Source organism: Streptomyces sp. NPDC052012, from assembly GCF_040689265.1.
Classification (GTDB): domain Bacteria; phylum Actinomycetota; class Actinomycetes; order Streptomycetales; family Streptomycetaceae; genus Streptomyces.
Genome location: NZ_JBFAXA010000008.1, coordinates 95,995 through 119,246 on the forward strand (window position 1 = coordinate 95,995; position 23,252 = coordinate 119,246).

At 74.0% G+C, this 23,252-nt stretch carries 19 protein-coding genes and 1 pseudogene; 12 read left to right on the forward strand and 8 right to left on the reverse strand.

Annotation, left to right across the window (positions count from 1 at the left end):
- Positions 1 to 49: 49 nt before the first annotated feature.
- Together AB0412_RS16605 and AB0412_RS16610 are read left to right on the forward strand one after the other, a co-directional pair.
- Positions 50 to 1,108 carry a glucose-1-phosphate thymidylyltransferase gene (locus tag AB0412_RS16605; protein WP_366403281.1) on the forward strand — a complete coding sequence of 353 codons (1,059 nt, stop codon included), beginning with the start codon at positions 50 to 52 and terminating at the stop codon, positions 1,106 to 1,108.
- Complete coding sequence (locus tag AB0412_RS16610) at positions 1,105 to 2,007, forward strand: NAD(P)-dependent oxidoreductase (RefSeq protein ID WP_366403282.1); 903 nt, start codon at positions 1,105 to 1,107, stop codon at positions 2,005 to 2,007. Before AB0412_RS16605 ends, AB0412_RS16610 begins: the two co-directional genes overlap by 4 nt.
- 40 nt (positions 2,008 to 2,047) lie before the next feature.
- On the opposite strand, the gene AB0412_RS16615 is transcribed toward AB0412_RS16610, so the two are convergent.
- The gene (locus tag AB0412_RS16615) at positions 2,048 to 3,160 is read right to left on the reverse strand and encodes a DegT/DnrJ/EryC1/StrS family aminotransferase (RefSeq protein WP_366403283.1); all 1,113 of its coding nucleotides are present in this window, start codon (positions 3,158 to 3,160) and stop codon (positions 2,048 to 2,050) included.
- Between the two features lie 67 nt (positions 3,161 to 3,227).
- A complete protein-coding gene (locus AB0412_RS16620; RefSeq protein ID WP_366403284.1) occupies positions 3,228 to 4,418 on the reverse strand; it encodes a winged helix DNA-binding domain-containing protein in 1,191 nt (396 codons plus the stop codon).
- Between the two features lie 142 nt (positions 4,419 to 4,560).
- Between AB0412_RS16620 and AB0412_RS16625 the strand changes: the two genes are divergently transcribed.
- On the forward strand, positions 4,561 to 5,304 hold the full coding sequence (locus AB0412_RS16625; protein WP_366403285.1) for a class I SAM-dependent methyltransferase: 744 nt from the start codon (positions 4,561 to 4,563) through the stop codon (positions 5,302 to 5,304).
- 121 nt (positions 5,305 to 5,425) lie between these two features.
- Here the strand turns inward: AB0412_RS16625 and AB0412_RS16630 are convergent, their stop codons facing one another.
- Both AB0412_RS16630 and AB0412_RS16635 read right to left on the reverse strand, forming a co-directional pair.
- On the reverse strand, positions 5,426 to 6,625 hold the full coding sequence (locus tag AB0412_RS16630) for a macrolide family glycosyltransferase (protein ID WP_366403286.1): 1,200 nt from the start codon (positions 6,623 to 6,625) through the stop codon (positions 5,426 to 5,428).
- A complete protein-coding gene (locus AB0412_RS16635) occupies positions 6,622 to 7,644 on the reverse strand; it encodes an NADP-dependent oxidoreductase (protein WP_366403287.1) in 1,023 nt (340 codons plus the stop codon). The genes AB0412_RS16630 and AB0412_RS16635 overlap by 4 nt, the downstream gene beginning before the upstream one ends.
- 223 nt (positions 7,645 to 7,867) lie before the next feature.
- Between AB0412_RS16635 and cimA the strand changes: the two genes are divergently transcribed.
- From cimA to AB0412_RS16680, 9 genes and pseudogenes are all read left to right on the forward strand, one after another.
- Positions 7,868 to 9,529, forward strand: coding sequence for a citramalate synthase (gene cimA / locus AB0412_RS16640; RefSeq protein WP_366403288.1), 1,662 nt, complete (start codon positions 7,868 to 7,870; stop codon positions 9,527 to 9,529).
- A gap of 40 nt (positions 9,530 to 9,569) precedes the next feature.
- Positions 9,570 to 10,613, forward strand: coding sequence for a ketoacyl-ACP synthase III family protein (locus AB0412_RS16645; RefSeq protein WP_366403289.1), 1,044 nt, complete (start codon positions 9,570 to 9,572; stop codon positions 10,611 to 10,613).
- A 97-nt stretch (positions 10,614 to 10,710) separates the two neighbouring features.
- The gene (locus AB0412_RS16650; RefSeq protein ID WP_366403290.1) at positions 10,711 to 11,697 is read left to right on the forward strand and encodes an aromatase/cyclase; all 987 of its coding nucleotides are present in this window, start codon (positions 10,711 to 10,713) and stop codon (positions 11,695 to 11,697) included.
- Entirely contained in the window at positions 11,684 to 12,319 is a 636-nt protein-coding gene (locus tag AB0412_RS16655) for an antibiotic biosynthesis monooxygenase (protein WP_366403291.1), read from the forward strand. The genes AB0412_RS16650 and AB0412_RS16655 overlap by 14 nt, the downstream gene beginning before the upstream one ends.
- Before the next feature lie 93 nt (positions 12,320 to 12,412).
- Positions 12,413 to 12,625: an acyl-CoA carboxylase epsilon subunit gene (locus tag AB0412_RS16660; RefSeq protein WP_366403292.1), complete on the forward strand. Its 213-nt coding sequence runs from the start codon at positions 12,413 to 12,415 to the stop codon at positions 12,623 to 12,625.
- A gap of 11 nt (positions 12,626 to 12,636) precedes the next feature.
- Complete coding sequence (locus AB0412_RS16665) at positions 12,637 to 14,409, forward strand: fatty acyl-AMP ligase (protein WP_366403293.1); 1,773 nt, start codon at positions 12,637 to 12,639, stop codon at positions 14,407 to 14,409.
- On the forward strand, positions 14,406 to 16,166 hold the full coding sequence (locus AB0412_RS16670; RefSeq protein ID WP_366403294.1) for an acyl-CoA dehydrogenase family protein: 1,761 nt from the start codon (positions 14,406 to 14,408) through the stop codon (positions 16,164 to 16,166). The genes AB0412_RS16665 and AB0412_RS16670 overlap by 4 nt, the downstream gene beginning before the upstream one ends.
- A 99-nt stretch (positions 16,167 to 16,265) precedes the next feature.
- Positions 16,266 to 17,498, forward strand: coding sequence for an acyltransferase domain-containing protein (locus AB0412_RS16675; protein WP_366403295.1), 1,233 nt, complete (start codon positions 16,266 to 16,268; stop codon positions 17,496 to 17,498).
- 366 nt (positions 17,499 to 17,864) lie between these two features.
- Positions 17,865 to 18,203, forward strand: a pseudogene (locus AB0412_RS16680) (4'-phosphopantetheinyl transferase superfamily protein); the annotation flags it as partial.
- 114 nt (positions 18,204 to 18,317) lie between these two features.
- Here the strand turns inward: AB0412_RS16680 and AB0412_RS16685 are convergent.
- From AB0412_RS16685 to AB0412_RS16700, 4 genes are all read right to left on the reverse strand, one after another.
- The gene (locus AB0412_RS16685; RefSeq protein WP_366403296.1) at positions 18,318 to 18,932 is read right to left on the reverse strand and encodes a response regulator transcription factor; all 615 of its coding nucleotides are present in this window, start codon (positions 18,930 to 18,932) and stop codon (positions 18,318 to 18,320) included.
- Positions 18,933 to 19,145: 213 nt separating this feature from the next.
- Entirely contained in the window at positions 19,146 to 20,456 is a 1,311-nt protein-coding gene (locus AB0412_RS16690) for a histidine kinase (protein WP_366403297.1), read from the reverse strand.
- An 89-nt stretch (positions 20,457 to 20,545) separates the two neighbouring features.
- Positions 20,546 to 22,807 carry a TOMM precursor leader peptide-binding protein gene (locus AB0412_RS16695; RefSeq protein ID WP_366403298.1) on the reverse strand — a complete coding sequence of 754 codons (2,262 nt, stop codon included), beginning with the start codon at positions 22,805 to 22,807 and terminating at the stop codon, positions 20,546 to 20,548.
- Entirely contained in the window at positions 22,804 to 23,136 is a 333-nt protein-coding gene (locus AB0412_RS16700) for a hypothetical protein (RefSeq protein ID WP_366403299.1), read from the reverse strand. Before AB0412_RS16700 ends, AB0412_RS16695 begins: the two co-directional genes overlap by 4 nt.
- Between the last annotated feature and the right edge of the window lie 116 nt (positions 23,137 to 23,252).

Genomic DNA, 23,252 nt, shown 5'->3' on the forward strand with positions numbered 1-23,252 from the left:
GAAACCGGCCGAACGCCACCGAAGGCGACGGGAGTCGACAGGAGAAGCGATGAAAGCCCTGGTTCTGTGCGGCGGTTCGGGCACCCGCCTGCGTCCGCTGAGCCGCACCATGCCCAAGCAGCTGATCCCGGTGGCGGGCCGCCCCGTGCTCCTGCACGTCCTGCAGAACCTGCGCGAGCTGGGCGTCGAGGAGATCGGTGTGATCGTCGGCGACTGGCGGGAGGCGATCGAGGAGGTCCTGGGCGACGGCTCGGCCTTCGGCGCACGCGTCACCTACATCCCCCAGCAGGCCCCGCTCGGCATCGCCCACTGCGTCCTGATCGCCCGCGAGTTCCTCGGCGACGACGACTTCGTGCTCTACCTCGGCGACACCGTGCTCACCGAGGGCGTGGCGGGCATCGCCGAGGAGTTCACGAGCGCCCCCACCGCTGCCCGGATCGTGGTGCAGAAGGTCTCCGACCCGCGCGCCTTCGGCGTGGTCGAGACCGACGCGGACGGCATCGTGACCCGCCTGGTCGAGAAGCCGCGGAACCCGGCCACCGACCTCGCCGTGGTCGGCGTGTACTTCTTCACCCCGGCGATCCACGAGGCCGTGGCCGCCATCACGCCCAGCGCCCGCGGGGAACGCGAGATAACCGACGCCGTGCAGTACCTCGTCGACACCGGTCACGAGGTCCGGGCCAGCGTCCACTCGGGCTTCTGGCGGGACACCGGCCGCGTCGGCGACCTCCTGGACTGCAACCGGGAGCTGCTGAACGGACTGCGCCGGAGCGTCGCCGGCCGGGTCGACGCCACCAGCGAGATCACCGGCGACGTGGTCGTCGAGGACGGAGCCGTCGTGGAGCGCTCCCGCATCACCGGCCCGGTCGTCATCGGCGCGGGCGCGACGGTCCGCGACAGCCACATCGGCCCGCACACGGCCATCGGCGCCGGCTGCGTCGTCGAGGCGGCCGGCATCACCGACTCGATCCTGCTGCCGGGCGCCGCGGTCCGCCGCGTGAGCGACGTCCACGGCTCGGTGCTGGCCCGCGAGTCCGCCGCCGGCCCGGCCGCCCGCCGCCTGCGGCTCACGGCCGGCCGGCCCGCGTGGACAGGGGCGGCGGCATGACCGTCCTGGTCCTCGGAGGCAGCGGATTCGTCGGCCGGGAAGTCTGCCGCGCCCTGGCCGCCCGCGGCCGACGCGTGCTGTCCGCCGCCCGCGGCGAGCACCGCACACCCGGCGTACGCACGGTCCGTCTCGACCTGTCCTCGGCCGACGCCGTCCCGCAGCTCACCCGCCTGCTGGACACCGAGCAACCGCACGCCGTCGTCAACTGCGTGGGCAGCATCTGGGGCCGCACGGACGCGGAGATGGTCCCCTCCATCGTCACCCCGACCCGCCACCTGCTCACGGCCCTCGCCGCCGCCGCGCCCCGCCCCCGCCTCGTCCACCTGGGGTCCGTCCTGGAGTACGGCCCCGTCCCCGCCGGCACGACGGCCCGCGAACCGGCCCGCCCGGACAGCGCGTACGGACGCGCGAAGCTGGCCGCCACCCGGGCCGTCCTCACCGCCCACGCGGCAGGCGACGTCGACGCACTCGTCCTGCGCGTCGCCAACGTCGCCGGACCGGGCACCCCCACCGTCAGCCTGCTCGGCCAGGTCGCCGCGCGGCTGATGGCACAGCGCCCGCGGCCCGCGACGGACATCGAGCTGTCCCCGCTGCGTGCCCACCGCGACTACGTGGACGTGCGGGACGTCGCCGACGCCGTGGTCCGGGCCACCGACCCGGCCGTCCCGGCGACGGGCGCGGTCGTGGACATCGGCCGGGGCGAAGCGGTCCCCGTGCGGGAACTGGTCGGTCTGCTGATCGCCGTCAGCGGTGTCCCCGCCCGCGTCACGGAGCGCGGCGCACCGGGACCGGCCGACTGGATGAGGATCGACCCGACACCGGCCGCGGACCTCCTGGGCTGGCACCCCCGGCACTCACTGGAGGACGCGGTCCGGGCGTACTGGCAGTCTCTCGCGTGACCGGCGAAGGGGGGCCGCGGCCCCCCTTCCGGCCGCCCTCTCACACCGCGGCCAGAACCTCGCGCAACGCCTCGATCGTCCGGTCCTGCACCTCGCGCGGCAGCGAGGGATACATCGGCAGCGAGAAGATCTCCCCGGCCAGCCGCTCCGTCACCGGCAGCGCGCCCACCGGCACGTCCAGGTGCCGGAACCCGGTCATCGTGTGCACCGGCCACGGGTAGCTGATGTTCAGCCGGATGCCGTACGCCTTCAACGCCTCGAGAACGGCGTCCCGGCGCGGATGCCGCACCACGTACACGTAGTACACGTGCTCGTTGCCCTCGCCGGTACGCGGCAGCACCAGCTCCTCGAGATCCCCGAGCGCCTCCTCGTACCGCCGGGCGACCGCCCGCCGTGCGGCGGCATACGCGTCGAGCCGGGTCAGCTTGCGCCGCAGGATCTCCGCCTGCACCTCGTCGAGCCTGCTGTTGTGCCCCGGGGTCTCGACGACGTAGTAGCGCTCCTCCATGCCGTAGTAGCGCAACCGCCGCAGCCGGCGTTCGACGTCCTCGTCGTCCGTGACGACTGCGCCCCCGTCGCCGTAGGCACCCAGCACCTTGGTCGGGTAGAAGGAGAACGCGGCGGCGTCCGACATCGCGCCGGCGACCCGCCCGTGGTGCCGGGCCCCGTGCGCCTGCGCGCAGTCCTCCAGGATCCGCAGCCCATGACGTTCGGCCACGGCCCGCACGCCCTCCATGTCCACGCACTGCCCGTACAGGTGCACGGGCACGATCGCCTTGGTGCGCGGCGTGACCGCCGCCTGAAGCTGCGCGGTGTCCATGAGGAAGTCCTCCTCACGGACGTCGACGAACACGGGCGTGGCCCCCGTCCCGTCGATCGCCAGCACGGTGGGTGCCGCGGTGTTGGACACGGTGATCACCTCGTCGCCGGGGCCGACACCGAGGGCCTGGAGGCCCAGCTTCACGGCGTTGGTGCCGTTGTCGACGCCGACGCAGTGCGCCAGGCGGTGGTAGGCGGCGAACTCCTCCTCGAAGCCGCGCACGCTCTTGCCGAGCACGAGCTGCCCGGAACGGAAGACGGTGTCGACGGCGTCCAGCAGGTCGGCGCGCTCGGTCTCGTACTCGGGCAGGTAGTCCCATACGTAGGTGGCCATACGGCCACTGTCCACGGCCGCGTTGGAACACCGCTCGACCGCCGCTGGACCGGGCAGGGGCACGGGATCAGAGATGCCTGCCGGTGTCCACCGGCCCCATGGTCAGCACCGGCACCGCCTCCAGGATCTCCCCGACCCGCGCCGCCTGCTCCTCCACCTGGGCGAGCTGCGCCCGGGACAGCTTCCCGAACGCCTCCACGGTGAGCGCGACCTTCCGCCCGGAACGCTTCTGGTGCCACACCCCGGCCACCACCCCGTCGACGGCGAGCACCTGCACCGTGCCCGCCTGCCCCCTCGACAGCGCCCGCTCGGCGGCGACCCCCGGATAGACCAGCTCCCGGGGGTGGCTCCCCACGGCGTAGGCGTCGAAGTAGGGCAGCAGCCTGACGCGACCCGGCTCGGCGGCCCCCTCGTACGGCTCCTCGTCGGCCGCCTCGTACCACACGGTGTCGTCCCCCGACACGCCCTCCACGGGCCTGAGTTCGTCACCCAGTGAGGCGAACAGCCCGGCCGCCCAGCGCCGTGGCGCACTCAGCCACTGGGCGAAGTGCTGGGCGGTCGCCGGCCCGTAGGACCGCAGATAGCGCCGGACGACCTCGGCGAGGGCCTTGTCCGGGTCCATGGGGGTGAAGCCGGGCAGCCAGCGGTCCGGGCTGGTGTAGGTGACCTTCCGGCCGCGGTCGGGTCCGAAGCACAGCGCGCCCCGGTGTCCGGCCGTGTGCAGGGCCTGCCGCCAGCGCGGCCACATGCCGGAGAAGCCGGGCACCACGGGGTCGGCGGCCCAGGGGCCCAGCCGCTCGATCACCGCGTCGCTCAGCTCGTCCACGGTCGGCGGCTCGTCGGCCCTCAGCGCGTCGGCGACCGCCTCGACCACGGCGTCCGTCTGCGCCGCGTCCAGCCGGGCCGCCTGCGGAAGCCCGCCGCCCGCGGCCGGGACGGCGGCCAGCGCGCCGGTCCACAGCGGGAGTTCGGCCGCGGGCAGCAGATGCACGGTGCCGCGCGGCCCGAACGTCTTGACCAGGGTGCGGTCCTCCCACAGGGCGCGCCGCACGTCCGCGCGGGTGGTCCCGGCCGTCCGCAGCCCGATCGACAGCTCGGCCGCCGACATGACCTGCGCGTGGGCCCCGCCCATGGCCGCGACGACGTCCGCCGTCCGTGCGGCGGGCGCGGGCACGTCCAGGCTGTGCCGGGCCAGCCGGCGGGCGCGCACGTCGGCCCAGGACGGGCTCGGGGCTGCGGGCTGCTTGCTGCCGGCCATGCGCGGGGTTCCTCCTCGACTGCGGCGGGACGGGCTCCGCCCCTGCGCGGACCCCGGTGGTCAGCCTGCCACGCCCGGGCCGAGCGCCGATCGAGCGGCGGTCGACCGCGCCGCCGGACCCTGACCGAGGCGGCAAGTCGCCGTGCCCGAACGGCCATTCGAGGTGATCTTCATGTACGGCGCCGAAGCGGCGGAGATCTACGACCTGACCCACAGCGCCCGCGGGAAGGACTTCCCGGCGGAGGCGCAGACCGTCCTCGACCTCATCCGGACGCGGACGAAGGACACCGCCTCCCTGCTGGACGTGGCCTGCGGCACCGGCGCCCACCTGGAGGTCTTCCGGGACCACTTCGACCGGGTGGAGGGCGTCGACCTCTCCGCGGCCATGCTGGAGTCCGCCCGCCGCAGGCTTCCCGGGGTGCCGGTGTCGGTCGCCGACATGCGCGACTTCGACCTGGGCCGCACCTACTCCGTCGTCACCTGTCTGTTCGCGTCGGTCGGCTACCTCACGTCGGAGGCCGAACTGACCGCCGCCCTGCGCTGCTTCGCCCGGCACCTGGCTCCGGGCGGCGCGGTGGCCGTCGAGCCGTGGTGGTTCCCGGAGACGTTCCTGCCGGGCCATGTCGCCGCCGACGTGGTGGAGTCGGGCGCCCGCCGCATCGCCCGCGTCTCCCACACGGTGCGCGACGGGGACGCCAGCCGCATGGAGGTCCACTACGTGGTCGCCGACCGCGAGAAGGGCGTCCACCATTTCACGGAGACCCACCGGGCGACCCTGTTCACCCGGGCCCAGTACGAGTCGGCGTTCCACGCGGCGGGCTTCGAGGTGACGTACGTCCCGGGTGTCCAGAACGGCCGGGGCCTGTTCGTGGCGGGGGCGGCCTGAGGAACAGGTGGGCAGCGGCACGACGAAGGGCCGGAACCCCGCAGGGATCCGGCCCTTCGCGCGACCGCACGGTCATCCCGTCACGCCGTACGGTCTCCCGTCACGCCGCACGGGTCTCCCGTCACGCCGCCACGCGACGCCGCTCGTGCCGCCGCAGGTGCGCCAGCATCTCGTCCGCCGCCCGCGCCGCGCCGCCCGCCGCGCGGACATGCCCCCGCATCTCGGCGACGCTCTCCCGGACCGCCTCGTCCCCGGCCACCGCAGTCACCGCGTCGCGCAGCAACGCGGCGGTGACCTCCTCGCGTCCGAGCACCCGGCCCAGGTTCAGGTCGACGAGCTGGTGCGCCAGTTGGTCGGTCTCGCCGACCTGCGGCACGACCACCATGGGCGTCCCCGCGTACAGCGACTGCATGACCGTCCCCCAGCCCCCGTGGCACACGAAGACGCTGGTGTGCGCGAGCACCGCCTGGAGCGGCAGCCACGCGTGGACCTCGACATGCTCCGGCAGCGGCCCGAGCGCCGCCCGGTCCACGCCGGGCCCCGTGACGAGCACCGTGTGCCAGGGCAGACCCCGCAGCGCCTCCACGCACATCCGGAAGAACTCCGGCTGCGCGTTGAAGCTCGTGCCGAGCGAGATCAGCACCACGGGACGGCCGCTCGCCGGCGGCTCCCAGCCAGCCGCCAGGTCGCTCTCCCGCAGACACGGCCCGACGAAGGCGAACCGCTCCTCCTCGAAGGTCTCCTGCCGGTACTGGAAGGCGCGCGGCACGGACACCAGGTTCAACGCCGCGGGATCGTCGACGAGTTCGTCGAACGACACGCCCGTGACACCGTGCGCGGCGGCGAAGTCCCGCAGCTCGGCCTCGATCCGGTCGTACGCCGGCCCGACGGCCTGACGGGGGATGCTCCGGTTCGTCGGCGACACGGAGTAGAACTTCACCCCGGGCCGGTCCCACTTGCGGGTCAGCACCCCGCCGAGGAACTGCACGGAGATGTCGTACGCCAGCACGTCCGGCAGGTCACCGCGGAAGTGCTCCTCGAACACCGGGGCCGTCGCGGCGCCCTCGCGCACATTGCCGAGCAGCACCCGGGCGAGCCAGTCCTCCGCCCCCGCGGGCACGATCGTCTGCGGGTCGATGGACGAGGTGTACGGCAGGACGGTCGCGCCCGTGGAGGCGATCAGGTCCGCGTACGCCTCGGTCGCCGCGTAGGTCACCCGGTGGCCCCGGCGGACCAGCTCCTCGACCACGCCCAGCGTGGGGACGAGGTGGCCGGTGGCCGGGATGTTGAAGAACGCGAAGTGCCGGCCGGCCCCGCTCATGACAGCTTCACCACGAGGTTGCCCGTGTACCTGCCCCTGAGCAGGTCGATCAGCGCCTGCGGCGCCGCCTCCAGGCCGCCCTCCACGACGGTCTGCGGCAGCACGAACCGGCCCTCGCCCAGCCACTGGGCGAAGTGCGAGTTCCACGCCCAGATCTGCTCGGGCGTGTGGTACGTCGCGAACGGCCGGATGACGAGCTGCTTGACGATGGCGGTCATCACGTCCAGGCGCGGGAACGCCCCCTCCGCATCGCCGACCTGGCCCGACAGCGCGCCGCACAGCGCGAAGCGGGCGCCCGGCGCCGCCGCCTGCACGGCTGCCTCGAACTGTTCGCCGCCGACCGTGTCGAAGAAGACGTCGATGCCGTCGGGGGCCAGCTCGCGCAGCCGGTCCACGACGGGGCCGTCGTGGTAGTCGAACGCGGCGTCGTAGCCGAGCTCGTTCACCAGGTACTCGACCTTCGCCTTGCTGCCCGCGGCCCCGATGACCCGTTTGGCGCCCCGGCACTTGGCGATCTGGCCCGCGAGCGAGCCGACGCCGCCGGCCGCGCCGGAGACGAACACCGTGTCGCCCTCACCGGCCTCCGCGATGTCGACCATGCCGTGGTAGGCGGTCGGGCCTTGCGTCAGATAGTGGACGGGGCTGGGGAAGGCATCCGGGTCGAGCTTGAAGTAGTCGCCGGCCGGTCCGGCCGAGAACTCCTTGAAACCGTCCATGCCCTCGACGAGGTCGCCCGCGGCCAGATCGGGGCTGTTCGACTTCACCACGACCCCGACCGCGGCGCCCCACATCGGGGCGCCCGGCTGGTAGCCGGGCATCGGCAGGCTCGGGTCCGGCTTCATCAGGTCCTGCATCACGGCGGCCAGCTGCAGGTACTGGTAGCGCACCAGCACCTCGCCGTCGCCGGGCTCGGGAACCTCCACCTCGGCCAGCTCGAAGTGCTCGAGAGTCAGCGCGCCGTCCAGGTGGTGCGCGAGCCGCACCTCCTTGGCCTTCGCGGGGATCTCTTCGGTGGTCATGGGGCCCTCCTGGTCGTGTGGTCCGGGTCCAGTCCTCACCGGGACGCGACCCAACGCACCCCAGCATCACGGGCCGCCCTCGAATCCGGGTGGACCGGCGGGCCCCGGCGCGGCTCCGGGCGCTCCAGTGCGTCTCCACCTGTGCTCAGGGTGGTCGCTGGACCGTTCGAGCCGCGGCGGCGGGGGCCCGCCGGCCACCGCTGACACAGAGGGAGGGCGGCAGATGAGCGAGCGGAGTTTCCAGCTCTACGACACGACCCTGCGCGACGGCAGCCAGCAGGAGGGCATGGTCCTGACGGTCGACGACAAACTGGCCGTCGCCCGCCACCTGGACGCCCTCGGGGTGGGCTACATCGAGGGCGGCTGGCCCGGCGCCGTGCCCCGGGACACGGAGTTCTTCCGCCGCGCCCGGACCGAGCTCGACCTCGAGCACGCCGAGCTGGTCGCCTTCGGCGCCACCCGCAGGCCCGGCGCGGCCGTCTCCGGCGACCCGCAGGTGCGGGCGCTGCTCGCGGCCGAGACGCCGGTGGTGACGCTCGTCGCCAAGAGCCACACCGGGCACGTGCACCACGCCCTGCGTACCACCCTCGCCGAGAACCTCGCGATGATCGGCAGCACGGTGCGCCATCTGGTGAGCGCGGGCCGCCGGGTGTTCCTCGACGCCGAGCACTACTTCGACGGCTACCGCCTCAACCGCGAGTACGCCCTCGAAGCCGTGCGGATCGCCGCCGAGGCCGGGGCCGAGACGATCGTGCTGTGCGACACCAACGGCGGCTGCCTGCCCGACGAGATCGGCACGGTCGTCGCCGACACGATCGCCGCGACCGGCGCGTCGGTCGGCATCCACTGCCACGACGACACCGGCTGCGCCGTCGCCAACACGATGGCCGCCGTCGACGCCGGGGCGGTCCACGTGCAGGGCACCGCGCACGGGTACGGCGAGCGGTGCGGCAACGCCAACCTCTTCACCGTCCTCGGCAACCTCGCCCTCAAGCGGGGCCGCGAGGTCGCCGACCCCGCCCTGCTCGGCTCGCTCGCCGCGACGGCCCGCACGATCACCGAGCTGACCGGCGTCCCCTCCGACCCGTCCGCGCCCTACGTCGGCGTCTCCGCGTTCACCCACAAGGCCGGGTTGCACGCCTCCGCGCTGCGCATCGACCCGGACCTGTACCAGCACATCGACCCCGAGCGGGTCGGCAACACCATGCGCACCCTCGTCTCCGACGTGGGCGGCCGCTCCTCCATCGAGCTGAAGGCACGCGAGCTGGGCTACACGGTGGACGCCGGGTCCGCGCAGAGCGCTCGGGCCGCCGCCCGGGTGAAGGAGCTGGAGAGCCGGGGCTACAGCTTCGAGAGCGCCGACGCCTCCTTCGAACTGCTGCTGCGCGAGGAACTGGCGGGCAGCACGCCGGCGCCGCCCTTCGAGGTCGACTCCTGGCAGGTGTCCGTCGTCCGCCGCCCGGACGGCGAGGTGCGCACCGAGGCCGGCGTACGGCTGAACGTCGACGGTGTCCCGCTCGCCGCGACGGGCCGCGGCAACGGGCCCGTCAACGCCCTCGACACCGCGCTGCACCGGGCGCTCGACCCGTACTTCCCGCAGCTCGCCCGCCTCGAACTGGTCGACTACCGGGTGCGGGTGCTCAGCGGCGAGACCGGCAGCGGTGCCGCCGCCCGGGTCCTCGCCCAGTTCCGTGACGGCGACCGGCGCTGGGGCACCGTCGGCGTGGACGAGAACACGGTCACCGCCAGCTGGCGGGCCCTGCTGGACGCGGTGCACTACGTGCTGCTGGACGACGTACGGACCGACGGCCGCAGGCCGTTCCTCCAGGAGCGCGGCGAACCGCGCGACCGGGCCCGGCGCACCTGCACCGCTCAACCGGCCTGAACCCCGCGGCGCATCAGCATCCCGACGAAAGGCACCGTCCGTGCGTGTCGAAGACACTTGGATCCGTGGAACCGCGGTCCGCCTGCCGTCCCGGCTCCGCGTCGAGGACGCCGTGGCGTCCGGCGACTGCCCCGCGCGGATCGCCACCGCCACCGGCATGGAGTCCGTGGCGTACTCGCCCGACGAGTCGGCCGCCGAGATGGCGGCCGTCGCCGCCCGCGAGGCCCTGGCCCGCGCCGGGTCCGGCCCCGGGGACGTCGGGCTGATCCTGCACGCCGACACCTACCACCAGGGCCAGGACCTGTGGCCTGTCGCCTCCTACATCCAGCGCGAGGCGACCGGGAACAGCTGCCCCGCCCTGGAGATCCGGCAGATGTCCAACGGCGGACTCGCCGCCCTGGATCTCGCCACCGCCTACCTGACCGCCGGTCACCACAGCGCCCCCGACGCCCTGCTGACCACCGCCGACCGCTTCTGCGAGCCCGGCATCGACCGCTGGCGCACCGACCCGGGCACGCCGTACGCCGACGGTGCGACCGCCCTCGTGCTGTCCCGGCGCGGCGGGTACGCGCGCCTGCTCTCCCTCGCCCTGTTCGCCGACCCCGGCCTCGAGCCCATGCACCGGGGCGACGACCCGTTCACCAAGGCGCCGTTCGCGCATCGCGTGCCGGTGGACTTCGAGGAGGCCAAACGCGCCTTCATCGGCCGCACCGGCATGTCGTACGCCGTCAACCGCGCGCACCAAGGCCAGCAGACCGTCATCAAGCAGGCCTGCGCCGACGCCGGCATCGACCTGGCCGACGCGCGGTGGGTGCTGCTGCCGCACTTCGGCCGGCGCAGGCTCCAGTCCATCTACTACACGCCGTTCGGGATCGACCCGCGGCGCACCACCTGGGAGTGGAGCCGCACCGTGGGACACCTGGGCGCGGGCGACCAGTTCGCCGGCCTCGACCACCTCGCCGGCACCGGACGGGCAACGCCCGGCGACCTGCTGGTCCTCGTCGGTGTCGGGGCGGGCTACAGCTGGGGCTGCGCCGTCGTGGAGATCACCGGCACCCCCGGCCACGCCGGGCCGCCCCGCTGAACAGCACCGGTCCACCCGCGCTCGACCCGCCCTCGAGCGCATGCCTGCCACTGTTGAATCCGCCGTTCACACGGCCGCACCGAAGGGAAGGTACGCCGTGGCGACCGCACTGTCCGACACATCGGCGACCAAGGTCACGGAACACTCCATCAGCGTCGCCGCGCCGCCGGCGGACGTCTACCGGCTCGTCGCGGACGTCTCCGCGTGGCCGCAGGTCTTCGGACCCACCGTGCACGTCGAGGTCCTCCAGGACGCCGACCCGGAGCGCGGCGGCGAGCAGACCCTGCGGATCTGGGCGACGGCCGAGGGCCGGGTCCGGGCGTGGACCTCGCGCCGCGTCCTCGACCCCGCCACCCGCCGAATCGTCTTCCGCCAGGTCGTCCCCGCCCCGCCGGTCGCCGCCATGGGCGGCGAGTGGCGGATCGAGGAGCGCGACGACGGCACCGCCCGCGTCGTCCTGCTGCACGACTACCGCGCCGTCGGCGACGACCCGGAGGCCGAGGCCCTGATCGCCCGTGCCGTGGACCGCAACAGCACCGCGGAGCTGGCCGCCCTGAAGAAGGCCGCCGAACTCGGCGCGAGTGGCGACGAACTGCGCATGACCTTCTCCGACACGCAGATCGTCCACGGCGACGCGGCCGACGTCTACGCCTTCCTCGCCCGCGCCGACCTGTGGCCGCAGCGGCTGCCGCACGTCGCCCGGCTCGACCTCACCGAGGAGGACGGCGGCGTCCAGCACATGGACATGGACACCCGCAGCCCGGACGGCTCCCTGCACAACACCACCTCGATCAGGGTCCTCTTCGTGGACCGCCGGGAGATCGTCTACAAGCAGCTCAGGGTGCCCGTCGCGATGAGCGGGCACACCGGGCGCTGGGAGATCGAGCCGCTCGGCGACGGCACCGTGCGGGCCACCTCCTGGCACACGGTCACCCTGGACCCGGAGGGCGTGCGCAGCGCCCTCGGCTCCGACGCCACCCTCCAAGAGGCACGCGACCTGGTGCGCAAGGCGCTGGGCGGCAACAGTTCGGCGACCCTGCGCCACGCCGGCCGATTCGCGGAGGAAGCCCGTGCCCGTACGTGATCTCGACGGGCCGGTGACCGTCGTCAACCGGTTCGAGGTCAAGGACGACATCGCGGAGTTCGAGCGGGAGTTCCGCGCGCACTCCCAGTTCCTGCGCCGGCGCGCGGGCTTCGACTTCCTGGTGACGGTCCGTCTGGTGGACGACCCCCGGGTGTATGTGCACCTGGGGCACTGGCGGAGCCTGCGCGGCTTCCTGGACACCGTGCACGACGACACCTTCACCGAGCAGGTCCGCCGGCTCGGGGCGAAGGTGCACACCGTGGCGGACCAGGCCGTCAGCGTCCGGCGGATCCTGCACGAGCCGACCGCGGTCGGCTCGGCCGGCGTCGTTCTCCTCCGGGCGCGGGCGCGCGGCGAGTGCGCCGAGCTGGAGAAGCGCTTCGCCCTGCTGGGCGACCGCTGCCAGGAGACCGGCGGCTTCGGCGGCAGCGACCTGCTCCGCTCGACGATCCGCCCGCTGTCGTACACGGGTGTGCTGTGGTGGCGCGACACCGGGACGTGCGCCCGCACCCTCTCCGGCGAGGGCTGGCAGCAGTCCCTCGACGCCCTGCGCGAGACGGCCGACCTCACCGTCGAGCACAGCCGCCTCGTCGCCTACGAACGCGCGCACGAACGCGACTGATGACCACCGCGAGAAGCCGGGGACGACACGTCCCCGGCTTCCGCGCGTTCGGCGCGCGAGCCCAGCTCGAGCGGGTGGGCGCACCCTGCCGTCATGGCAGAAGAGACAGCAATCACCGTGCTCCACCAGAATCCGGACGCGGCGGAGCTCGCTGCCGTGACGGCCGTGCTGCTCGCGCGGCTGCGGATGCGGGCGCGCTCCGGGGACACGCCCGCGCCCGCGCCGCGCGCCGGGTGGACCGTCCGGGGCGAGGGCCGCACGGCGCCGGTCTCCTGGACGGCGCAGCCGCCGCGGGGCCGGCGATGAGCGCCCCCGCGATGAGCGCCCCCGCCCCCCGGCTGTTCACCGACGTCTTCCGCGCCACGGCCGCCGCCCGGCCCGAGCGGACCGCCCTCGTCCTGCTGACCGAGCGCGAGGGGCAGCTCGTGCCCGAGGAGATCGGCTACGGCGCCCTCGACCGGCACGCCCGCCTCCTCGCGGCCCGCCTGCGCCGGCACACCGTGCCCGGTGACCGGGTGCTGATCCTCCAGTCGTCCCGGCGCCTGTTCGCCGCGAGCTTCCTGGCCTGCCTGTACGCCGGGGCCGTCGCCGTTCCGGTGGCGCCGCCCGGCGGGCGCGGCCACCACGACGAGCGGATCGCCGGGATCGTCAAGGACGCCGCCGCGAGCTGCGTCCTCACCGAGGCGCGCGACGCGCCCGACGTGTCGCAGCTGCTGGCCCGCACCGGCTTCGGCGACGTCGTCTGCGCCCCGGCCGACCTGCCGCACCCCGGGCAGGAGGAGGCCACGCCCGCCGCGGACGCCGAGCCGTACCGCGCGGCCCCGCAGGACGTCGCCTACCTCCAGTACACCTCCGGCTCCACCCGCGAGCCACGCGGAGTGATGATCACCCACGGGAACCTCGTGGCCAACCAGGAGGCCATCCGGCGGGCCCTCGGCACCGGAGCGGAGTCCCGGATCGGCGGCTGGCTGCCGTTCCACCACGACATGGGCCTGGTGGGACAGTTGCTGCACCCGCTGTGGCTCGGCACCACCGCCGTCCTGCTGTCGCCGGCGGCCTTCGTGAAGAAGCCGGCGCACTGGCTTCGGACGGTGTCCCGCTACCGGCTCACCGTCAGCGGCGGCCCGGACTTCGCCTACGACCTGTGCCTGCGCCGGGTCACCGACCTCCAGCTCGCGGGACTGGACCTGTCCGGCTGGCGCGTCGCCGTCAACGGCGGCGAACCGGTGCGCGCCGAGACCCTGCGCGCCTTCGCCGAGCGCTTCGCCGCCGCCGGGCTGCGCCCCGAGGCGCTCACCCCCTGCTACGGGCTCGCCGAAGCCACCCTCCTGGTCTCCGGCGCCGCGGAACCGGCACCCGTACGGCCCCGCCCCGCCGACCCTGCCGCGCTGGAGGCGCACCGGCTCCTGGACGCCCCCGGCGACGCCCCGCACCGCCCGCTCGTGGCCTGCGGACCGCCGGCCGCCGGCACCGAGATACGGATCGTCGACCCGGACACCGGCACCGAACTGCCCGACGGCCGCATCGGGGAGATCTGGGTGCGCGGCGCCGGCGTCGCCCCCGGCTACTGGCGCCGCCCCGCCGAGACGTCCGAGACCTTCGACGCCCGGCTCGGCGGCCTCGGCGGCCATCTGCGCACCGGCGACCTCGGCACCGTCCGGGACGGGCTCCTCCACGTCACCGGCCGCATCAAGGACATGATCGTGATCGCGGGCCGCAACCTGTATCCGCAGGACCTGGAGCGCACCGTCCAGCAGATCGACCCGCTGTTCGGCGCCGCGACCGTCTTCTCCGTGCCGGACACCGAGGGGCGTGAACGGGTCGTCGTCGTGCAGGAGCTGCGCGACCGGGGCCACTACGACATCGATCCGGACGCCCTCGCGGGGGCGGTGGAGACCAGGATCGGCGAGGAGTACGAGATCCGCACGGGCGGCATCCTGCTGGTCCGCTCGGGCACCGTCCGCCGTACCGCGAGCGGCAAGGTCGAACGCGCGGCGATGCGCCGGATGTTCCTGCGCGGGGAACTCACCCCCCTGCACGCCCGGCTCGACCCGGGCATCGAGCCGCTGACGGCGGGAACGGCGGCATGAGCACGGTGAACGGGCCGGTGCGCGAGGGGTGCGAGGACGCGGCACAGCACCGCATCGACGCCCTGGAGCGTTCCTTCGGCCCCCTCGACGACGACACCAACCCCCTCGGCGGCAGAGCCCTGCTGGAGGCCGACGCGGCGGGCGAGACCCTGCCCGCGGCCGAACGCGTCCTCGACGCCTACGGGCTCAACGCCGAGTTCGTCCCCGCGCCGCTCGGCGGCAGGCTGCGCCGCATGGACGTCCTCGGGCGGCTGCTGCGCCCGGTCTTCCGGCGCGACGCCTCCCTCGGCTTCGCCTACGGCCTGAACTGCTTCTTCGCCGCGACCCCGGTGTGGACCGCCGGCACCGACGCACAGCGCGCCAAGGTGGCCCGGCTGCTCCTCGACGGCCACCGCATCGCGGTCGCCCGGCACGGGGTCGCGCACGGCAACGACTTCGTCCGCGACGAGTTCACCGCGACCGTGCGGCCCGACGGCTCGCTCGTGGTCAGCGGCAGCAAGACGGGCATCGCCAACGCCTCCCGCGCCCGCGGCCTGGTCGTCTTCGCCCGGACGGGGACCAGGGGCGGCGGCCGCAGCCACACCGTCCTGCTGCTCGACCGGGAGGAGCTGCCGCCGGGCAGCGTCGAGGACCTGGGCCGCCGGGCCACCACCGGGATGCGCAGCACCGAGTTCGGCGGGCTGCGGATCACCGACTGCCCGGTCCCGGCGAGCGCGGTCCTCGGCCGGATCGGCGACGGCTACGAACTGTCCCTGCGCTCCTCCCTGGTGATCCGCGGGGTGATCCCGTCGATCGTGCTGGCCGGGGCGGACACGGCCCTGCGCACGGTCGCGGCGTTCGCCGCCCGGCGCCGCGCCGACGGACGCTCCTCGCTCGACGTCCAGCACGTCCGGGACGTGCTCACCGGGGCCTTCCTCGACCTGCTGCTCATCGACTGCCTCGCCCTGGTGAGCACCCGGGCGCTGCACCTGCTGCCCAAGCAGCTCAGCGCCTACGCGGCCGCCGCCGCCTATCTCGCGCCCAAGCTGGTCGCCGAGAGCATGGACGAGATGTCCGCCGTGCTGGGCGAGCTGACCTTCGCCAAGGAGGGCGCGTACGGGGTGTTCCAGAAGCAGCTGAGGGACCTGCCGGTGACCTCGCTGGGCCACGCGGGCAGCGCGGGCCGCCAGGTCAGCATCCTGCCGCAGCTGCCGTTCTTCGCCCGGCACACCTGGTTCATGGACCCGGAGGCGCCGCCGGGCCTGTTCCGGTTGCACGAGGACCTGCCGCCGCTGGACCTGTCCGCGCCCGCGATCCTCGGCGACGGCGACCGGCTGGCCGCGACCCTGGTGGCCGGCAGCGACCTGCTCGAGGAGACACCGGTCGCCGGAGGCGCGGACAACGGAACCCTGCGCTTCCTCGCCCGCACCCTCACCGCCGAACTCGGCCGGCTGCGCAAGGCGTTCGCGGAGGTCCCGCAGAACGACCGCACGGCGCTGTCGAGCCCGCACAGCCTGGCCCTCGCCGACCGCTACACGCTGGTGCTGGCGGCGGCGGCCTGCCTGGGGGTGTGGCGCGAGCAGCGGTCCGCCGCCGACGGCGACCCGTTCCTCGCGGACCCCGCCTGGCCGTCGGCCGCGCTGTACCGGCTGTGCCGGCGGCTCGGTCTGCCCCTGCCGGACCGGCCGGTCGCGGCGGAGCGGCGCGTCCTCGACGAGGCGCTCGCCCGGCTGCGCGGCCGCCGCAGCTACGACCTCTACGGTTCCCCGCTGGCCTGAGGCGGCGCCCCGGCGGCGGGCCGGCCCGGTCCCGGGGGAGGCCGCCGGTCCGTCGCCGCCGGTGCAGCGACCACTCACCCTCGCCCCGAAGGAGCACCCATGTCCGTCCCGGAGCCCGGTCACCCCCGAGCGGCCCACCGCGAGTGGCTGCTGGAGCGGCTCGCCCACTACCTCGGCCGGCCGGTCGAGGAGACGGTCCCGCTGAGCGAGTACGGCCTGGACTCGGTCGTCGCGCTGTGCCTCTACGGCGACATCGAGGCGGAGTTCGGCCCGCTGGTCGAGCCCGACGACATCTGGGCCCATCCGACCGTGCGTGAGTTCGCCCGGTACCTCGCCTCCCGCGACAGCCGGCGCGGCGCAGGCCACCGGGTCCGGCCCGTCTTCGTCTTCACCGGCCAGGGCTGCCAGCACCCGGGGATGACCACCGGCCTCTACCTGAACTCGACCGGCTACCGCCGTCACCTGCACGACGCGGCCGAGGCACTGCTGCCGTACACGGGACTGTCCGTCGTCGACCTGATCCTCGACAAGGACCCGCGCATCCACCTCGCGTCCTGCACCCAGCCCGCCCTCTTCGCCGTCGGCTACGCCCTCGCCCGCACCCTCCAGGACGCCGGGGTGGTGCCCGCCGCGGTCCTCGGCCACGGCATCGGGGAGTTCGCCGCGGCCACCGTCGCGGGCGCCCTCGGTCTGACCGACGCCGCCCGGCTGGTGGCGCTGCGCGGGGCGCTGATGCAGCAGCTGCCGTACGGCGGCGGGATGACGGCCGCCTGCATCACCCGGCACGAGGCCGCCGAACTCGTCGCGGGCGAGCCCCGCGTGGGCATCGGCGCCCTGAACGCGGCCAAGTCCACCGTGCTGTCCGGGGAGATCGCCGGTCTGGAACGCATCGAGGCCCGCCTCGCCTCCCGTGGCGTGCGCTGCCGCCGTCTCGCCGTCTCGCACGCCTTCCACTCGCCGCTGATGGAGCCGGTGGTGGACCGGTTCACCGCGGCCGCACGGCGCCTGCGCGGCGGGATCGCCCGGCTGCCCTTCTACTCGACGGTGTACGGCCGTCTGGCCACCGAACCCCTCTACGCCCCGTACTGGGCCGAACAGCTCACCTCGCCGGTGCGGTTCGCCGACGCGGCCCGCGCCATGCTGGCTCAGCAGGCACCCACCCACGTCGTCGAGATCGGCCCCCGGGTCGTCCTCAGCCCCTATCTGCGCCGCATGGGCGGCCCGGCCTGCGTCCCCGTCTGCGAGGGTCCCCGGAGCGACGCGGTCGATCTGGCCGGGGTGATCTCCGCCCTGGACGCCGGTCCGCTCGCGGCCGGACTGGCGGGTGCCTGAGTGCCCGTGCGCATCCCGCACCCGCTCACCGTCCACGGGACGGACGGTCCGTGGGAGCCGCTGCGGGAGCTGCTGGCCGAGGCCGGCAGCGTCGTCGTGTACGCAAGCGCCGTCGACTGGCACCCGGGCCCGGAGGCGATGGACGGCGCCCGCCGGATCCTCGGCCGTGACTGGCGGCGCTACGAGAGCCTGACGCAGCCGCGCATGCGCGAGCGGTTCGTCGCCTCACGGCTGCTGCTGCGCTGTGCCGCCGCGGCCGCCCTGCAGACCGAGCCCCATCTGGTGGATCTGGCCCACCAGCCGGGCGGGCGGCCCTATGTGCGCGGCTGCGACCAGATCGACGTCAGCCTCAGCCACACCGAGGACATGCTCGTCGTCGGCGTGACCCGCCTCGGCCGGATCGGGGTCGACGTCGAGCGCGCCGACCGGCGCCTCGCGGGCACCGGCTCGGAGGTCCACGCGTGCACGCCGTGGGAGAAGCGGCGGCTGGACGCCGGCGGGCCGTCGGCGCGCAACGGCAGCCTGGTGCGGCTGTGGACCCTCAAGGAGGCGTACAGCAAGGCCCTCGGGCAGGGACTGCGCTTCCGTTTCACCGAGTTCGGCTTCGACCTGCGGGCGCCCGAGGCCCGGCTGGTGCGCCCGGACGGGTCGGCCGCGGGCGGCCCCGAGTGGACGTTCGCGACGTTCCGGGCGGGGGAGCGGTACGTGGTGAGCGTCGCGGTGCACGACCACGGGTTCGGCGAGACGGCCGACGTGTCGGTCGGCACGGCCCTGGACGAGGGGCTGCTCGACACGCTGTTCGGCGGCCTGCCCGCCGCGTCACGGGATCCAGCCGGCCTCCTCGGCGATCCGGACCGCGTCGATCCGGTTGCGGGCGCCGAGCTTGCTGACGATCGCGGTGAGGTAGTTGCGGACGGTGCCCTTGGACAGGTAGAGGCAGCCCGCGATCTCGGCGGTGTCCGCCCCCTGGGCGGCGAGGCGTAGCACCTCGAGCTCTCTGGGCGAGAGCGGGTTGTCCACGGAGTCCCAGGCGGTGAGGGCCAGTTGCGGGTCGACGACCCGGCGTCCCGCGGCCACCGCCCGCACCGCCTGGGCGAGCTGGTCCGGCGGGGAGTCCTTCAGCAGGAATCCGGCGACATGCGCGCTGAGCGCCCGGCGCAGTGTGCCGGGACGGCCGAGGTTGGTCAGGATCAGCGTCCGGCAGGTGGGCAGCTGCTCGTGGAGTTCGGCCGCCGCGGTGAGCCCGTCCGTGCCCGGCAGGTCGATGTCGATGATCGCCACGTCGGGGCGGGTCTCCAGGGCGGCCTTGAGTATGGTGTCGCCCCGGTCGACGGACGCCACCACCTCCAGGTCCGGTTCGAGTTCGAGCAGCGCGACCAGCGCGCCGCGGATCATGTGCATGTCCTCGGCGAGCAGGATCTTCAAGGACAGCATCGGTTCCCCCGTCGGTCGATGTCCTCGTGGTTCGTGGTCGTAGTCGTGGCGGGTGGTCGTGGTCGTGGTCGTGAGGGCCGCGGGCCGTGGTCGTCGGTGCCGCGGTCGTGGGTGTGGTGGTCGTGGTGGTCCTGGTCGTGGTGGTCCTGGTCGCGGTGGTCATGATCGTGCCCGATGTCCGGCCGCTGTGGTCGCAGGGGCCGTCGTCGCGGGTCAGGTCAGCAGGGCGACACCGCCCCCCTGCCGCCCGCCGTCCGCGTCCGGCGGCCCGGCGGCGACCGGCGGTGTGGCCGGGGCCAGGGCCTCCAGATGGAAGCGGCCGTCGTCGCGCATCCCCGCGGTCAGCCTGCCGCCGATCGCGGTGAACCGCTCGCGCAGATTGCCGAGCCCGCTGCCCGAGGGCCCCCCGGACCCCTTCCCGGAGGTGTGCGCGCCGTCGTTCACCAGGGTCAGCAGGACCATCTCGTCCTGCCGTACGGCCCTTATCGTGCAGCTCTCGACCTTGCTGTGGCGCAGGATGTTGGTGACGCCCTCGCGCAGGGCCGTCGCGAGCGCGGTGTCCGCGACCGGGTGCAGAGGCCCGCAGTCGATGTCCACCTGGGCCCGGATGTCCGCGGACGCCAGGATCGACGCGGCCGAGGCCGCCTCGTCCCGCAGGGACATGTCGCGGTAGCCGCGGGACACCAGGCGCACGTCCGCCAGGGCCTGGCGGGCGACCTTGAGCAGTTCGGTGGTCTCCTCGCGGGCCTGCTCGGGGCGGACCGTGATCAGGCGGTGGATCAGCTCCCCCTTGAGCGTCACCGCGGACAGGCTGTAGCCGAGGAGGTCGTGCAGATCGCGGGCGAAGCGCAGGCGTTCCTGGCCGACCGCCATGCGCGCGAGCTCGTCGCGGGTCGCGTGGAGCTCGTGCACCAGGTCGGTGAGCCGGCTGAGCCCGTAGATGACGAGTCCGGCGAGCATGCCCGCGATGAGGAAGTAGCCCACCTCCACGAGCGGCACCCCGATGGCCGCCGCGTACGCCGGGATGCTGACGACGACCACCCCGTACAGCGGCCAGGCGACGCGGGCCGGGAGGCTCAGCAGCACGGTCGCGGCGAGCGGGCCCTCCATGCTGCCCCAGGACAGGCCGAAGGAGGTGATGGGCAGGTAGGTGAGGGCGACCTGGAAGCCGAGCACCGAGAGCTTGCGCCGCAGGCTCCAGGTGCGGGCCCGCGGCGCGGAGACCACGAACTGCACGCCGAACACCAGCAGGACGAGGACGAGGCAGATCACGAGCCGTACGGGGCCCGGGTGTTCGGCGCGTAAGACGTTGAGGACGGTGACGCTGGCGTAGCAGCACAGGGCGACCACCGTGATGGCACGTGCCAGCCGGGGCGCGGGGAGCTCGGGGGAGGAGGCGGGCCGGCCGGCCGTCCCCCGAAGAGGATGGCCGGATTCCGGTGTCGAACCGTACGTGCTGGTGTCCTCGTCGCGACCGGTGCCTGACGGTCTGTCAACGGGGGCACGACGGAAACGGTTCGGCATCGCAGCCTCCTCGGCAGGGACTGTTGCAGAACCGCATGCTAATGACCAGCATTTGGTAAAGGCTACTCAACCTGATCAATAGGCGTGCTTCAGACGAACAGTGGAACCGGGTTGATTGCGCCGTACTCCAGCGGCTTCTCGCGCCAGCCCAGCCGCACCGGTACGTCGAACAGCCGGCCGGGGGCATAGCGCGCCCAGAAGTGCCGCAGACCGGGGACGATCACCTTGACCACGGGGAGTCCCACGTCGGGACGGGTCTGCTGGAGCACCAGCAACTCCATGCCCCGGGCCTGAACCGCACCCTCCGCGGCCTCCACGTCCGCCCGCAGATCGGCCCGCGGCACATAGCCGTACACACCCGGCACGTAAGCCGTCTGGCCGGAATCCGGCGTCAGGTAGGGCAGTTGCTCCGTGGTCGCGGTGGACCACCACCGGTTCAGCTCGGGACACCCGAGCCGCGTCTGTGCCGTCTCCCCATCGAAATAGCCCCGTGGCGGCAGCAGTTGGCACATCTCGGTGAGCGCCCGGCGCAGCGCGAGCCGCGGGTCGAAGTGGGCGCCGAAGCCGAACGAGATGCCCTGCGCCGCCCCTTGCTCGCGGCGGGACACCGCCGCCATCACCGGGATGCCGAAGTCCGTCGTCAGGTCCAGCACCCACACCCGGCGCCCCGCCCGCGCGTACGCGGCTCGTGTCCGGGCCAGCCACGGCTCGTCGAAGGCGTCCAGGTCCACGGCCGGCCGGCGCAGCCGGTTGTACCACCACAGCGCCACCGCGTCCCGCTCCACGAGCTCCAGGAAGCCCTGGACCACCGCGTCCTCGGTGCTGCTGCCCGCCGCGTTGCCGTTGGAGTCCGCCCATGGCGCGCGGCTCACCCCGTCCGGGCCCGGGCCGAAGTACAGCATGGAGGTGGGCAGCATGCGGTGCATGCCAGCCGTCAGCGACCAGACCGGCGTCCACTCGGTGGGCGCGTCCGGGTCGAACCGCGGGGGCACCCACTGCATCTCCTGGTGCCGGGCGTTCCACGCCTCCCGGTCGTCGAACTGCCGGTCGGCGAAGAGCTGGCAGTCGTTGGGGTGCAGCGCGGCCGGACCGAGCCCGTTCAGGGTGTCCCGGACGACGGGCTCGTCCCCCTGGCGCGTACCGCAGTAACGTTCCACCGCCTCGCACAGCGCCCCGGCCTCGGCCTCCTCCGCGGTGACCCCCTTGCCGCCGCTGTGGCCCCGCAGCCCGTTCAGCGAACTGCTCCGCAGCGCCAGATTGCGGCCGGACACGAAGCGGTTGAGCCCGTCCGGCGTCCCCTCGGCCCGCCGGACCTCCGCCACGATGCCCGTGACCGGGTCGATCAGATGCCGGTAGCGGGCCAGTACGGCGCCGGGGGTCATCGACCGGTGATTGCTCCCCGCACCCTCCGCCTTCGGCCGGGACACCGGCGTGTACGGCGCCCGCACCAGCGCGCCGACCAGACCCGGGTCCCCGCACCGCGGGCACTGCGGCCGTCGGGTCACGGGGTGGTGCCGGGTGGACAGCGTCCGCGTGTCCAGCGTGCACACCGCGTCCTGACCCGAATACCGCACCCCGGCCAGCCACTTCAGGGCCTCCAGCACCGTGGTGTGCAGGCCCAGCATCCGCCCGGCCACCAGCGATGCCTCGGGCAGCTTCAGCGGACCCACCAGGCCGAGCGCGCAGCGCACCGGCGCCTGCGACGAGCGGTGGCCGCGCAGCCGGTGGGCCAGGCACGACCAGCACGCGCCGTCCGGGCCGAACACCGGCCCCACCCACACGGCGGCGCCCCCCGGCCGGGCCAGCAGCCACGGCCGCCCGGCCGCCCGGTGCGCCTCGTCCAGCCGGGCCAGCTCCGGGTCCAGGTAGTCGTCGCACAGCACCAGCGAGAACGCGGCGGGTGCCCCCGGCCCGGCCAGGGTCAGGCCGGCGGCCCGGCACTCCGCCCGGGCCGCCTCACCGTCCGTCCGGCCGAGCGGGACCACGTCCACCGGGGCGGCGCGCAGCGCGGACTGCACCCCGGGGCCGCCGACCCCGGCGAGCTCCCAGTACGCCTCCGCCGCCGCGTCCGCCTCCGGGTCGCGGTAGCCGATCAGATCCGCCCGGGCCAGCTCGGCGATCACCCGGCCCGCCTCCGCCGCGGGCAACGCCGGCAGCGCCTCCGCCAGCAGCCTGTCCAGCGTGCGGGTGCCGTCCAGCAGCGGTGCGAGGGCCTGGATGTGATCGCCCTGCAGGACGGTGGTGCCGCGCTCCGACAGCAGGTACACGGCCTCACCGGCCACCGTCTCCACCCGCAGGTGCCGCTTGAACCCGACGGGAAGACCGGCCGGCGTCGATTCCGCCACCGTCACCGCACGTCGGCCGCGGCGGCCGGAATGCCGGGGATGTGAGTGAAGTTGGAGTAGCAGCCGCGCGTCACCGCGGCGTCCACGGTGTCGAGGTCCTCGCGGACCACGGCCTGCGCCGCACCGGCCGGCTCACCGGCCAGGTACACCGTCTCGGCCGCGGGCAGCCCGAACTCGGCCAGTACCGAGGCGGGATCGTTCAGGTAGCGCTGGGCCAGCTCCGGCTCCAGGCCGGCGCGGGCGGTCAGCAGGGCGAAGCGGTGGTCCTGCGCGGAGACGTTCGGGGTCGAGACGTTCGGGGTCGTGCCAGTACTCATCACGGTCGAGACGATCATGGTGTTCCCCTCCTGAGTCGGTCGCCGAGTGGCGTCCGGCGGTCCGTGGAGAGGATTCTGCGTGGCTCGTGTGAAGACGCACAGTGCTGGCCTCATCAACGAACCATGACATTTTC